Source organism: Streptomyces sp. NPDC006510 (assembly GCF_040611955.1).
In the GTDB taxonomy this organism is placed as follows: Bacteria; Actinomycetota; Actinomycetes; order Streptomycetales; family Streptomycetaceae; genus Streptomyces.
In genome coordinates, this window is record NZ_JBEXPH010000112.1 from 1 (window position 1) to 13,080 (window position 13,080).

Annotated in this window: 8 protein-coding genes and 1 pseudogene; 7 read left to right on the forward strand and 2 right to left on the reverse strand. The window is 71.3% G+C overall.

What is annotated here, in order from left to right; all coding sequences use genetic code 11:
- Positions 1-160 (reverse strand): annotated as a pseudogene (locus ABZY11_RS28240) (DNA primase); the annotation flags it as partial.
- Between the two features lie 427 nt (positions 161-587).
- Between ABZY11_RS28240 and ABZY11_RS28245 the strand changes: the two are divergent.
- From ABZY11_RS28245 to ftsH, 6 genes are all read left to right on the forward strand, one after another.
- Complete coding sequence (locus ABZY11_RS28245) at positions 588-2,063, forward strand: hypothetical protein (protein WP_356481837.1); 1,476 nt, start codon at positions 588-590, stop codon at positions 2,061-2,063.
- Between the two features lie 368 nt (positions 2,064-2,431).
- On the forward strand, positions 2,432-3,784 hold the full coding sequence (locus ABZY11_RS28250; protein WP_356481838.1) for an ammonium transporter: 1,353 nt from the start codon (positions 2,432-2,434) through the stop codon (positions 3,782-3,784).
- Positions 3,781-4,119, forward strand: a complete 339-nt coding sequence (locus tag ABZY11_RS28255; protein ID WP_072487240.1) for a P-II family nitrogen regulator — start codon at positions 3,781-3,783, stop codon at positions 4,117-4,119. The genes ABZY11_RS28250 and ABZY11_RS28255 overlap by 4 nt, the downstream gene beginning before the upstream one ends.
- Before the next feature lie 32 nt (positions 4,120-4,151).
- Entirely contained in the window at positions 4,152-6,605 is a 2,454-nt protein-coding gene (locus tag ABZY11_RS28260) for a [protein-PII] uridylyltransferase (protein WP_356481839.1), read from the forward strand.
- 125 nt (positions 6,606-6,730) lie between these two features.
- Complete coding sequence (gene ffh / locus ABZY11_RS28265; RefSeq protein WP_356481840.1) at positions 6,731-8,278, forward strand: signal recognition particle protein; 1,548 nt, start codon at positions 6,731-6,733, stop codon at positions 8,276-8,278.
- Between the two features lie 254 nt (positions 8,279-8,532).
- On the forward strand, positions 8,533-10,446 hold the full coding sequence (gene ftsH, locus ABZY11_RS28270; protein WP_356481841.1) for an ATP-dependent zinc metalloprotease FtsH: 1,914 nt from the start codon (positions 8,533-8,535) through the stop codon (positions 10,444-10,446).
- A 62-nt stretch (positions 10,447-10,508) separates the two neighbouring features.
- Here ftsH and ABZY11_RS28275 read toward each other — a convergent pair whose 3' ends face one another.
- A complete protein-coding gene (locus ABZY11_RS28275; protein ID WP_356481842.1) occupies positions 10,509-11,369 on the reverse strand; it encodes a methyltransferase domain-containing protein in 861 nt (286 codons plus the stop codon).
- Positions 11,370-11,607: 238 nt separating this feature from the next.
- Here ABZY11_RS28275 and proS point away from each other — a divergent pair, with 238 nt between their 5' ends.
- The gene (proS, locus tag ABZY11_RS28280) at positions 11,608-13,023 is read left to right on the forward strand and encodes a proline--tRNA ligase (RefSeq protein ID WP_356481843.1); all 1,416 of its coding nucleotides are present in this window, start codon (positions 11,608-11,610) and stop codon (positions 13,021-13,023) included.
- The last annotated feature ends 57 nt before the right edge of the window (positions 13,024-13,080 follow it).

Below are 13,080 nucleotides of genomic sequence, written 5' to 3' on the forward strand. Positions count from 1 at the left end.
CCCGTCCGCAGGAGCAGCGGCCGGCCGCGGCCCGCGCTCCCGGCGCGACGGCCCAGCCCCACAGTCCCGTGTACTCGGCCACTGCCGTGCACCTGGCCGCACGGCTGCGGCGCCGTGAGCCGGTGCGCATCTCGCGGATGCCGCCGATCGTGAAGCCCATGCCCCCTCCAACGGGTCCGACTGGCCGGTGGTTACGACGCGGGGGCTTGAGTAGTGACGCTCCGTCGTCGCCGTCGATCCGGGGTGCGCCGGTGACATTCGGGGTCGTGCGGCATCGCTCGCGCGCCCCGTTCCGCACCACCGCGCCCCCTGCTGATCGCCGTGTGTCAAGTGAATCGCGCCCGACGGGGGTGGCGTTCATTCGAAGGGGTGGCGAATGGTGGCGTTTCTGTAATCGCCCTCGCCCGGGGGGTGATCGTAGGATTACCGTCGGTACACGAACCATGGAAGTATGTGCGCCCATGGGTATGCCGGAGGCAACCCGATTTCAACTTCGGCGGTGCGCGACCTCCGCATGGGCGGCATTGGCTCAGGGCATTCTGGTAATGGTTCGCGCGACAGGTATTCAGCGGGATGGGGGCGTTCCAGTGAGTGGCAGCGGCGCAGGCGATTCGAATGCCGGTAAGCGCCCCAACGGGCAATTGAGCTCATGGTTCGTGCGGAGCGGCTGGTCGAAGGGCGAGCTCGCGCGCCAGGTGAACCGCCGGGCGCGCCAGATGGGCGCCCACCACATCAGCACCGACACCTCCCGGGTGCGGCGCTGGCTCGACGGCGAGCAGCCGCGCGAGCCGATCCCGCGCATCCTCTCCGAGCTCTTCTCGGAGCGCTTCGGTTCCGTCGTCGCCATCGAGGACCTCGGGCTGCGCTCCGCGCACCAGTCGCCGTCCGTGTCCGGTGTCGACCTGCCCTGGGCGGGCCCGCAGACCGTCGCACTGCTCAGCGAGTTCTCCCGCAGCGACCTCATGCTCGCCCGCCGCGGATTCCTCGGCTCCTCGCTCGCCCTGGCCGCCGGCCCCGCTCTCATCGAGCCCATGCAGCGCTGGCTGGTGCCCGTCGCCACCGCCGGCTCCGCGGAACCGGAACCGGAGGCCGCGGCCCGCCGTCCCTCCCGGCTCTCCGGCCCCGAGCTCGATCTGCTGGAGTCCACCACCGCGATGTTCCGTCAGTGGGACGCGCAGTGCGGCGGCGGACTGCGCCGCAAGGCCGTCGTCGGACAGCTCCACGAGGTCACCGACCTGCTCCAGGAGCCGCAGCCGGCGGCCACCGCCAAGCGGCTCTTCCGGTGCGCCGCCGAACTGGCCGAGCTGGCCGGCTGGATGAGCTACGACGTCGGCCTCCAGCCCACCGCCCAGAAGTACTTCGTCCTCGCGCTGCACGCCTCCAAGGAGGCCGGGGACAAGCCGCTCGGCTCGTACATCCTGTCCAGCATGAGCCGCCAGATGATCCACCTCGGACGGCCCGACGACGCCCTCGAACTGATCCACCTCGCGCAGTACGGCAGCCGGGACTGCGCCACCCCGCGCACCCAGGCCATGCTGTATGCGATGGAGGCCCGCGCGTACGCCAACATGGGCCAGCCCAGCAAGTGCAAACGAGCCGTCCGGATGGCCGAGGACACCTTCCTCGACGTGGGGATCGACGGCGAGCCCGAGCCCGACTGGATCCGCTTCTTCTCCGAGGCCGAGCTCAACGGCGAGAACTCCCACTCCTACCGCGACCTCGCCTATGTGGCGGGCCGCAGCCCCACGTACGCCACGCTCGCCGAGCCGCTGATGGAGAAGGCCGTCCGGCTCTTCGGCGAGGACGACGAGCACCAGCGCTCGTATGCGCTCAACCTGATCGGTCTCGCCACCGTCCACCTTCTCAAGCGCGAGCCCGAACAATCGACGGTGCTGGCCGAGCAGGCCCTGCACGTCGCCAGGAAGATCCGCTCCGAGCGGGTCAACACCCGGCTCCGCAAGACCGTCGACACCGCCGCCAGGGAATTCGGGGACGTTCCCGATGTCGCCAGGCTCACCGATCTCCTCACCGAGCAGTTGCCGGAGACCGCCGAAGCGGTCTGAGCAGCACCCCAGGCCCCGGCCACGGCGACCACCCCGCACAGACCGACTTCGGCTCCCCCAATTGCCAGGTCAGCGGGTGGTCGGCGTGGCCGGTTCGCATTGCCGTGCCCGTACGGAAGAGTCGTAACCGCACCGTATGCGGCCACGGCCGCGGGGCAGGCCCGGCGCCGGTCGCGCCACCGCCGGTTCATGGCGACGTAACACACCGGACCTCTTCGTCACCGCGGTGAAACACCGTGCGGCACCGGCGGAAACCGCACTGGGTGAATCTCGACCCCATAACCGGCCCGCACCTTTCCCCAGTGGTCCCGCACGTGGTGCCGCTCCCATCGCCCGCACGTGGCCGCACCGACGACGAGGAGACGCCGATGCCCCCAGGCATCACGACGCTTGCCGCAGACACCCCGACCCTGTCTGCCGCCAACACCGGGTTCATGCTCATCTGCTCCGCCCTGGTGATGCTCATGACCCCGGCCCTGGCCTTCTTCTACGGAGGCATGGTCCGCGTCAAGAGCACCCTCAACATGCTGATGATGAGCTTCATCAGCCTCGGGATCGTCACGATCCTGTGGGTGCTCTACGGGTTCAGCCTCGCCTTCGGCACCGACCTCGGCTCCGTCGTCGGCTGGAGTTCGGACTACCTCGGATTCAGCGGGATCGGCGTCACCCAGCTCTGGGACGGCTACACCATCCCGGTCTATGTCTTCGCCGTCTTCCAGCTGATGTTCGCCGTGATCACCCCGGCACTGATCAGCGGCGCCCTCGCCGACCGGGTCAAATTCACCTCCTGGGCCCTGTTCATCGCGCTCTGGGTCACCGTCGTCTACTTCCCCGTCGCCCACTGGGTCTGGGGCGCGGGCGGCTGGCTGTACGAGATGGGGGTCATCGACTTCGCGGGCGGTACCGCCGTCCACATCAACGCCGGTGCGGCGGCGCTCGGCGTGATCCTCGTCATCGGCAAGCGCGTCGGCTTCAAGAAGGACCCGATGCGGCCGCACAGCCTGCCGCTCGTCATGCTCGGCGCCGGTCTGCTCTGGTTCGGCTGGTTCGGCTTCAACGCCGGCTCGTGGCTCGGCAACGACGACGGCGTCGGCGCGGTGATGTTCGTCAACACCCAGGTCGCCACCGCCGCCGCGATGCTCGCATGGCTCGGCTACGAGAAGCTCCGCCACGGCTCGTTCACCACCCTCGGCGCGGCCTCCGGCGCGGTCGCCGGCCTCGTCGCCATCACCCCGTCCGGTGGCGCGGTCAGCCCGCTCGGCGCCATCGCGGTCGGCGCGATCGCCGGGGTGCTCTGCGCCATGGCCGTCGGCCTGAAGTACCGGTTCGGCTACGACGACTCCCTGGACGTGGTCGGCGTCCACCTCGTCGGCGGTATCGCCGGATCCCTCCTCGTCGGCCTCTTCGCCACCGGCGGCGTCCAGTCCGAGGCCAAGGGCCTCTTCTACGGCGGCGGCCTCGAACAGCTCGGCAAGCAGGCCGTCGGCGTCTTCGCCGTCCTCGCGTACTCTCTCGTCGTCTCCGCGGTCCTGGCCTTCCTGCTGGACCGGACGATCGGGATGCGGGTCACCGAGGACGACGAGATCTCCGGCATCGACCAGGTCGAACACGCCGAGACCGCGTACGACTTCAGCGGAGCGGGCGGCGGTGCGGCCCCGCGCACCACGAGCTCCGCCCCGGGCAGCACGGCAGCAGCGAAGACGAAGAAGGTGGACGCATGAAGCTCATCACCGCAGTCGTGAAGCCACACCGGCTGGACGAGATCAAGGAGGCCCTCCAGGCCTTCGGCGTCCAGGGCCTCACGGTCACGGAAGCCAGTGGATACGGACGTCAGCGCGGCCACACCGAGGTCTACCGGGGCGCCGAGTACACCGTCGACCTCGTACCCAAGATCCGGATCGAGGTGCTGGTCGAGGACGAGGACTCCGAACAGCTCATCGACCTGGTCGTGAAGGCCGCCCGCACCGGCAAGATCGGTGACGGCAAGGTCTGGAGCGTGCCGGTCGACACCGCGGTCCGGGTACGGACGGGCGAACGCGGCCCCGACGCACTCTGACCGACGCTCCCGGAACGAAAGGCAGCCAGGTGATGAGCACCGGAACCACCATCGAATCCGCAGACTCGGAACCCGGCGGCTACCCGGCGGCCCGGCTGCGCCTCCTCCAGGAGAAGGCGCGGCCCGGGCCGCCGCGCCGTACGGCCCTGGCATCGCTCACCGACGACTGGCTCACCGCGCTGTTCACCGCCGCAGCCGGACAGGCCGGCGTCCACGGCGCCGCCCTCGTCGCCGTCGGCGGCTACGGACGCGGCGAACTCTCCCCGCGCAGCGACCTCGATCTGCTGCTCCTGCACGACGGGAACGCCGACCCCGCGGCCGTCGCCGCCCTCGCCGACCGCGTCTGGTACCCCGTCTGGGACCTCGGCCTCGCCCTCGACCACTCCGTACGCACCCCCGCCGAAGCCCGCAGGACGGCCGGCGAGGACCTCAAGGTCCAGCTCGGACTGCTCGACGCCCGGCCCGTCGCCGGGGACCTCGGGCTCGTCGCCGCGATGCGCACCGCGATCCTCGCCGACTGGCGCAACCAGGCCCCCAAGCGCCTTCCCGCACTCCACGAACTCTGCCGCGAACGCGCCGAACGCCAGGGCGAGCTGCGGTTCCTCCTCGAACCCGATCTCAAGGAGGCCCGCGGCGGGCTGCGGGACGCCACCGCCCTGCGCGCCGTCGCCGCGTCCTGGGTCGCCGACGCCCCCCGCGACGGGCTCGCCGACGCCCGCCGCGTCCTTCTCGACGCCCGCGACGCCCTCCACCTCACCACCGGCCGCGCCACCGACCGCCTCGCCCTCCAGGAACAGGACCAGGTCGCCGCCGAGCTCTCCCTGCTCGACGCGGACACCCTGCTCCGCCAGGTCTACGAGGCCGCCCGCACCATTTCGTACGCCACCGACGTCACCTGGCGCGAGGTCAACCGGGTCCTGCGCGCCCGGTCCGTGCGCCCCCGGCTGCGCGCCATGCTGGGCGGCGGCAGGGCGGCCGCCCCGGAACGCACCCCGCTCGCCGAGGGTGTCGTCGAGGCCGACGGCGAAGTGGTCCTCGCCCGCACCGCCCGCCCCGAACGCGACCCCGTCCTCGTGCTGCGCGCCGCCGCCGCGGCCGCCCAGTCCGAGCTGCCGCTCTCCCGCCACGTCGTACGCCGGCTCGCCACCGCCGCCGGGCCGCTGCCGGTGCCCTGGCCCGCCGAGGCCCGTGAGGAACTCGTCACCCTTCTCGGCGCGGGCGAGGCCACCGTCCCCGTCTGGGAGGCGCTCGAAGCCGAAGGGCTGATCACCCGGCTGCTCCCGGACTGGGAACGCGTCCACTGCCGCCCCCAGCGCAACCCCGTCCACACCTGGACCGTCGACCGCCACCTCGTCGAAGCCGCGGTCCGCGCCTCCTCCCTCACCCGCCGCGTCCACCGCCCGGACCTGCTCCTGGTCGCCGCGCTCCTGCACGACATCGGCAAGGGCTGGCCCGGCGACCACTCCGTCGCCGGAGAGGTCATCGCCCGGGACATGGCCGCCCGGATCGGCTTCGACCAGCACGACGTGGGCGTCATCGCCACCCTCGTACGCCACCACCTGCTGCTCGTCGAGACCGCCACCCGACGCGACCTGGACGACCCGGCGACCGTCAGCGCCGTCGCCACCGCCGTCGGCACGGCCTCCACCCTGGAACTGCTGCACGCGCTCACCGAGGCCGACGCGCTCGCCACCGGTCCCGCCGCCTGGTCCGCCTGGCGCGCCTCCCTGGTCGCCGACCTCGTGGGACGCGTCGCCGCCGTGCTCGCCGGCCGGGCCCCGGAGGAACCGGAACCAGCCGCACCCGGCGCCGAACAGGAACGCCTCGCCGTCGAGGCCCTGCGCACCGGCGAACCCGTCCTCGCCCTGCGCGCCCAGGCCGAGGCCCGGAACGAGGAGGGCGAACCGGAACCCGTCGGCGTCGAACTCCAGATCGCCCTGCCCGACCGGCCGGGAGTGCTGCCCGCCGCGGCGGGCGTCCTGGCCCTGCACCGCCTCACCGTGCGCGCCGCAGACCTGCGCGCCGTGGAACTCCCCACCGAGCTGGGCGGCTCCGCGGACCTGCTGCTGCTCAGCTGGCGGGTCGCGGCCGAGTACGGCTCCCTGCCGCAGGCCACCCGGCTCCGCGCCGACCTCGTACGCGCCCTGGACGGCTCCCTGGACATCCGGGCCCGGCTCGCCGAACGGGAGGCCGCCTACCCGCGCCGCCGCGGGGTGAAGGCCCCGCCGCCCAGGGTGACCGTCGCGGCGGCCGGCTCCCGGCTGGCGACGGTGATCGAGGTGCGGGCCCAGGACGCCCCCGGACTCCTGCACCGGATCGGCCGGGCGCTGGAACAGAGCGAGGTACGGGTGCGCAGCGCGCATGTGTCGACACTGGGGGCGAACGCGGTGGACGCCTTCTACGTCACGGACACGGACGGGAAGCCGCTGCCCGGGGAACGGGCGGTCGCGGTGGCGAACGCGGTGGAGGCCGCGCTGCGGGCGTGAGGCGGGAGGCACGCGACGTGGACTGCGCCCGGGATTTCCCGGGCAGGGCTCATCGTTTCTTCCGGGCCGGATACCCTGGGGTACCGAATCCAGTTTGCCCCCGACCCTGAGGACCGACGAGCGCCGTGTTCGATACTCTCTCCGACCGCCTTGCCGCGACTTTCAAGAACCTCAGGGGCAAGGGCCGCTTGTCCGAGGCGGACATCGACGCCACGGCTCGCGAGATCCGTATCGCCCTGCTCGAAGCGGATGTCGCGCTGCCCGTCGTCCGCGCGTTCATCGCCAACGTCAAGGAGCGGGCGCGCGGCGCCGAGGTCTCCCAGGCGCTGAACCCGGCCCAGCAGGTCGTCAAGATCGTCAACGAGGAGCTCGTCGGGATCCTCGGCGGCGAGACCCGGCGGCTGCGGTTCGCCAAGAACCCGCCCACCGTGATCATGCTCGCCGGTCTCCAGGGTGCCGGTAAGACCACCCTCGCCGGAAAGCTCGGCCTCTGGCTCAAGGGCCAGGGCCACTCCCCGTTGCTCGTCGCCTGTGACCTCCAGCGCCCCAACGCCGTCAACCAGCTCAGCGTCGTCGCCGACCGCGCCGGTGTCGCGGTGTACGCGCCCGAGCCGGGCAACGGGGTCGGTGACCCGGTCCAGGTCGCCAAGGACTCGATCGAGCACGCCCGCACCAAGCAGTTCGACGTCGTGATCGTCGACACCGCGGGCCGCCTCGGCATCGACCAGGAACTGATGCAGCAGGCCGCGGACATCCGCGACGCCGTCAGCCCGGACGAGATCCTCTTCGTTGTCGACGCGATGATCGGCCAGGACGCGGTCAACACCGCCGAGGCCTTCCGCGACGGCGTCGGCTTCGACGGCGTGGTGCTCTCCAAGCTCGACGGTGACGCCCGCGGTGGTGCGGCCCTGTCGATCGCCCATGTCACGGGCAAGCAGATCATGTTCGCGTCGAACGGCGAGAAGCTCGACGAGTTCGACGCCTTCCACCCCGACCGCATGGCGTCCCGCATCCTCGACATGGGTGACCTGCTCACCCTGATCGAGCAGGCGGAGAAGACCTTCAGCCAGGAAGAGGCCGCCAAAATGGCCTCCAAGCTGGCGTCCAGCAAGGGCAAGGACTTCACGCTCGACGACTTCCTGTCCCAGATGGAGCAGGTCAGGAAGATGGGCTCCATCTCCAAGCTGCTCGGCATGCTGCCCGGCATGGGACAGATCAAGGACCAGATCAACAACATCGACGAGCGCGACGTGGACCGTGCCGCCGCGATCATCAAGTCGATGACCCCGAAGGAGCGCGCCGAGCCGACGATCATCAACGGCTCGCGCCGGGCCCGCATCGCCAAGGGTTCCGGTGTCGAGGTCAGCGCGGTGAAGAATCTGGTGGAGCGGTTCTTCGACGCCCGCAAGATGATGTCGAAGATGGCCCAGGGCGGCGGCATGCCGGGAATGCCCGGGATGCCGGGCATGGGCGGTGGCCCCGGTCGGCAGAAGAAGCAGGTCAAGCAGGCCAAGGGCAAGCGCAAGAGCGGCAACCCGATGAAGCGCAAGGCCGAGGAGCAGGCCGCGGCGGCCCGTCGCGAGCAGGCGGCGCAGGGCGGCGCGTTCGGTCTGCCGGCGCAGGACGACAAGAACTTCGAGCTGCCGGACGAGTTCAAGAAGTTCATGGGCTGAACCCGGATTCGAGAAGTTCATGGGCTGAACCCGGCCCCGTGGTTCGAGGGGCCGCAGCGGCCCGGTGATGTCCCCGAGGGGGCGCCCGCTTTCCGGCGGGCGCCCCCTCGGCGTGTACGGCCCCGGACTGTGCCCGCCCCCGCCACGGCTGTCGTACGCCGTCCCTCCAAGGGCCCATCGAGCGGGCTCTGGGAGGGCTTTGCCCGCATTCCTCGCTTAATGTCGGCTCAACGGCTGTCGGCAGAGGAGTGCGTGTGACCAACCCCGTACCTCCCCGCGACCGGACCGATCAGCCGTGGCGCTCCGAGGGCGCCCCACCGCCCCCGCCGCCGAGCCGGAAGATGCCGGGAGGCTGGGGCGGACTGCTGCTGACCGCGCTCGCCGTCTATCTGATCGCCAATCTGGTGCTGTCCTTCTTCAACGGGGCGGAGCAGCGGACGATCGCGTACACGGAGTTCAGCAAGCAGGTCACCTCGGGCAATGTCTCCAAGATCTACTCCAAGGGCGATGCCATCCAGGGGCAGCTCAAGAAGGAGGCGAAGGTCCCGGGGAGCGACGACACGTACACCAAGTTCGAAACCCAGCGGCCGGCCTTCGCGGACGACAAACTCTGGGCCGAACTGGTCAGGAACGACGTCACGGTCACCGCCGAGCCGGTCGTCCAGCAGCGCAGCTTCCTCGCCAACCTGCTGATCTCGCTCGCGCCCATGCTGCTGCTCATCCTGCTCTGGATCTTCATCGCCCGGCGGATGTCCAGGGGCATGGGCGGCGGGATGGGCGGCTTCGGGCGCAAGGCCCCGCCCAAACCCGTCGAACTGGAGGGCGCCAAGCGCACCACCTTCGAGGACGTGGCCGGGATCGACGAGGTCGAGGGCGAGCTCAACGACGTCGTGGACTTCCTGAAGAACCCGCAGGAGTACCGGAAGATGGGCGCTCGGATGCCCGGCGGGGTGCTGCTCGCGGGCCCGCCCGGCACCGGCAAGACCCTGCTGGCCCGTGCCGTCGCCGGTGAGGCCGGCGTGCCGTTCTTCTCGGCATCGGCCTCCGAGTTCATCGAGATGATCGTCGGCGTCGGCGCGAGCCGGGTCCGGGAACTCTTCGCGGAGGCGCGCAAGGTCGCCCCCGCCATCGTCTTCATCGACGAGATCGACACCATCGGCCGGGCCCGCGGCGGCGGCTCCGGCATGGGCGGCCACGACGAGCGCGAGCAGACGCTCAACCAGATCCTCACCGAGATGGACGGCTTCTCCGGTTCGGAGGGCGTCGTCGTCCTCGCCGCCACCAACCGCGCCGACGTCCTCGACCCCGCCCTCACCCGGCCCGGCCGCTTCGACCGGATCGTCCAGGTCAGCCCGCCGGACAAGAGCGGCCGGGAGGCGATCCTGGAGATCCACACCCGGCAGATCCCGCTCGCCGCCAATGTGAACCTGGCCCAGGTGGCCGGCACGACCCCCGGAATGACCGGTGCGGATCTGGCCAACCTGGCCAATGAGGCGGCGCTCCTGGCGGTCAAGCGCCGGCAGTCCGAGGTCACCCAGCCCGATTTCTCGGACGCCCTGGAGAAGGTCCAGCTCGGCGCGGAACGCTCACTGGTCATGTCCGACGAGGAACGCCGCAGGACCGCGTACCACGAGAGCGGCCACGCCCTGCTCGGCATGGTCCAGCCGGGTGCCGACCCGGTCCGCAAGGTCACCATCGTGCCGCGCGGCCGCGCCCTGGGCGTCACGCTCTCGACGCCGGACGCCGACAAGTACGCGTACACCGAGGAGTATCTGCGCGGCCGCATCGTCGGGGCGCTCGGCGGCATGGCGGCCGAGCAGGTGGTCTTCGGCATGATCACCACGGGCGCGGAGAGCGACCTGGAACAGGTCACCAACCTGGCCCGCGGCATGGTCGGCCGCTGGGGCATGAGCCACAAGGTGGGCAGGCTGACGGCGATCCCGGGCGATGCCCAGCAGGCGTACGGACTGTCGGCGGCCCCCGCCACGCTCGACGCGGTGGACGGCGAGATGCGACGGATCGTCGACGAGTGCTACGAGGTTGCCTGCCGGCTCCTGCGCGAGAACCGGGACAGGCTGGACTCGCTGTCCGCCGCGCTCCTGGAGAAGGAGACGCTGGACGAGGACGAGGCCTACCGGGCGGCCGGCATCACCCGGTCGGCCAAGTAGCGGCCGCCGCTCGGGCGGTGCGCGCCGGGCAATCGCTCAGGTGGTGCGCACGGGGCCGTCGCTCAGGTGGTGCACACGAGATAGCGGAAGACGTTCGGCATCCAGATCGTGCCGTCCCGGCGGCGGTGCGGATGAAGGGCCTCCGCGACCTCCTTCTCCACCTGGGCCCGGTCCGTCGCCCGCACTGCCGCGTCGAAGAGCCGGGTGGAGAGCAGGCCCCGCACCGCGCTGTCCAGGTCCGCGTACCCGAACGGGCACGCCACCCGGCCCGAGCCGTCGGGATTCAGGCCGGCCCGGAAGGCCAGCTCCTCCAGGTCGTCCCGGCCCGACGGCCGCCAGCCGCCGGTGCGGGAAGCCCGGTCCCGGTCGGAGAGCCGGCCCGCCACCCGCAGCACGGGCGCCGTCGCACAGCGCTCCGGCGGACCCCAGCCGGTGAGTACCACGGTGCTGCCCCGCGCGGCCAGCGGCACCGCGGACCGCAGCGCGGCCACCAGCTCCTCGCCGTCGTCGGACGAGCAGCCGATCGGGGTGAACGCGGTGAGCAGGTTGTACGGCGTCCCGTCGGACGGCCGGGCCCGGGACGGATCACCCTCCAGGAGCCGCGGGCGTCCGGCCGCGGGGCCGGCGTCGCAGTCCGGATCGGGCAGCAGCCGGGTCCGGGCGATCGCCAGCCGTTCGAGGTCGGTGTCCACGCCGGTGACGCGCGCGCCCAGGGCGGCCGCGATCAGCAGCGCGAGCCCGGAGCCGCAGCCGAGGGAGAGCAGCCGGGTACCGGATCCCACTTCGAGCCGCTCGTACACCGCTTCGTAAAGCGGTGCCAGCATCCGCTCCTGGATCTCGGCCCAGTCCCGGGCACGGTTACCGGAATCCACCTGGGTGGACGTTTCCGCGTGGCTGTGATGCCGGACGAGCGTAGGTGTCATGGAAAGCGCCCCAATCCGCCGAGAGTTCGGCCGTGTCCGATCGGTAGTGCCCGAGTGGATGCTCCCCCGTGTGTCTGCGCCCGCTTCCCCCGTATGTCAGAGAACTGCGCAACCGCGTCCGCGTCCAGGGGGCCGATGGCAATGGTTGCGTGCCGCGGTGATGCGTCCGTGGGGAAGGCCCGCGGCACCGGGGCCGGTCGCCCCGTGCGGTGGGCGGTGTCGCCGTACGATGCGCGCCATGGCAAAGGCACCCGTTCTCACGCCCCAGGCCGAGGACTTTCCCCGCTGGTACCAGGATCTGATCAACAAGGCCGAACTCGCGGACAACGGCCCGGTGCGCGGCACCATGGTCATCCGGCCGTACGGATACAGCCTGTGGGAGCGGATGCAGCAGGAGATGGATGCCCGGATCAAAGAGGCGGGCGCCCGCAACGCCTACTTCCCGCTCCTCATCCCCCAGTCTTACCTGACACGCGAGGCCGAGCACGTCGAGGGCTTCGCGCCGGAGCTCGCGGTGGTCACCCGCGGCGGCGGAAAAGAGCTCGAAGAGCCCGTGGTGGTGCGGCCGACGTCCGAAACGATCATCAACGAGTACTTCTCGAAGTGGGTGCAGAGCTACCGGGATCTGCCGCTCCTGATCAACCAGTGGGCGAACGTAGTGCGCTGGGAGATGCGCCCGCGGGTGTTCCTCCGTACGACGGAATTCCTCTGGCAGGAGGGCCACACAGCCCATGCCACCGACGAGGAGGCCCGCGACTTCGCCGCGTACATCCACCGCGAGGTGTACGCGGACTTCATGGTCAATGTGCTGGGCATCGACGTGGTCCTCGGCCGCAAGACCCCGGCGGAGCGGTTCGCCGGGGCCGTCAACACACTCACGCTCGAAGCGATGATGCGGGACGGCAAGGCCCTGCAGATGGGTACGAGCCACGAGCTCGGCACCAACTTCGCCCGCGCCTTCCACACCGGCTATCTGTCCAGGGAGGGCCGGCAGGAACTCGTCCGGCAGACCTCGTGGGGCACATCGACCCGGATGGTCGGCGGCTTGATCATGGCGCACGGCGACGACCACGGGCTCCGGGTGCCGCCGCGGCTCGCGCCGGTCCAGGCGGTCGTCCTCGCGGTCAAGGAGGACGTGGCCGTGCTGAGCACGGTCCGGTCCCTCGCGGAGCGGCTGCGCACGGCGGGGATCAGGACCGAGGTCGACGACCGCACCGACACCTCGTTCGGCCGGCGCGCGGTCGACTGGGAGCTGAAGGGGGTGCCGGTGCGGATCGAGATCGGCCCGCGCGATCTGGCGAACGGCACTGCGATGCTGGCCCGGCGCGTACCAGGCGGCAAGGAGCCGGTCGCCGTCGAGGCCCTGCCCGCGCTGCTTCCGGCGGTCCTGGAGGAGGACCAGGCGGCGCTGCTGCGGGAGTCCCGGAGCCGACGCGAGTCGGCCACCAGCGAGGTCACGACCGTGGAGGAGGCCGTGGCGGCGGCGATCGCGGGCGGCTGGGCGCGGATCGCCTGGTCGGCCCTCGGCCCGGCGGGGGAGGCCCGGCTCGCGGAACACGGGGTGTCCGTACGGTGTCTGGTCGCCGAGGACGGGTCGGTGCCCGACGCGGACGACGCGCCCGGTACTGTCGCCCTGGTGGCACGCGCCTACTGACGCCCCACCCGCCGCCCCGGGCGTACGCCGCCTGGCTACGCGACCGGGCGTACGCGT

What these genes read in the sequence shown, in the direction of transcription:
- ABZY11_RS28250 (WP_356481838.1), top strand. Translation starts at nt 2,432, where the DNA reads ATGCCCCCAGGCATCACGACGCTTGCCGCAGACACCCCGACCCTGTCT.
- ABZY11_RS28255 (WP_072487240.1), top strand. Translation starts at nt 3,781, where the DNA reads ATGAAGCTCATCACCGCAGTCGTGAAGCCACACCGGCTGGACGAGATC.
- ABZY11_RS28260 (WP_356481839.1), top strand. Translation starts at nt 4,152, where the DNA reads ATGAGCACCGGAACCACCATCGAATCCGCAGACTCGGAACCCGGCGGC.
- ABZY11_RS28275 (WP_356481842.1), bottom strand. Translation starts at nt 11,369, where the DNA reads ATGACACCTACGCTCGTCCGGCATCACAGCCACGCGGAAACGTCCACC.
- proS (WP_356481843.1), top strand. Translation starts at nt 11,608, where the DNA reads ATGGCAAAGGCACCCGTTCTCACGCCCCAGGCCGAGGACTTTCCCCGC.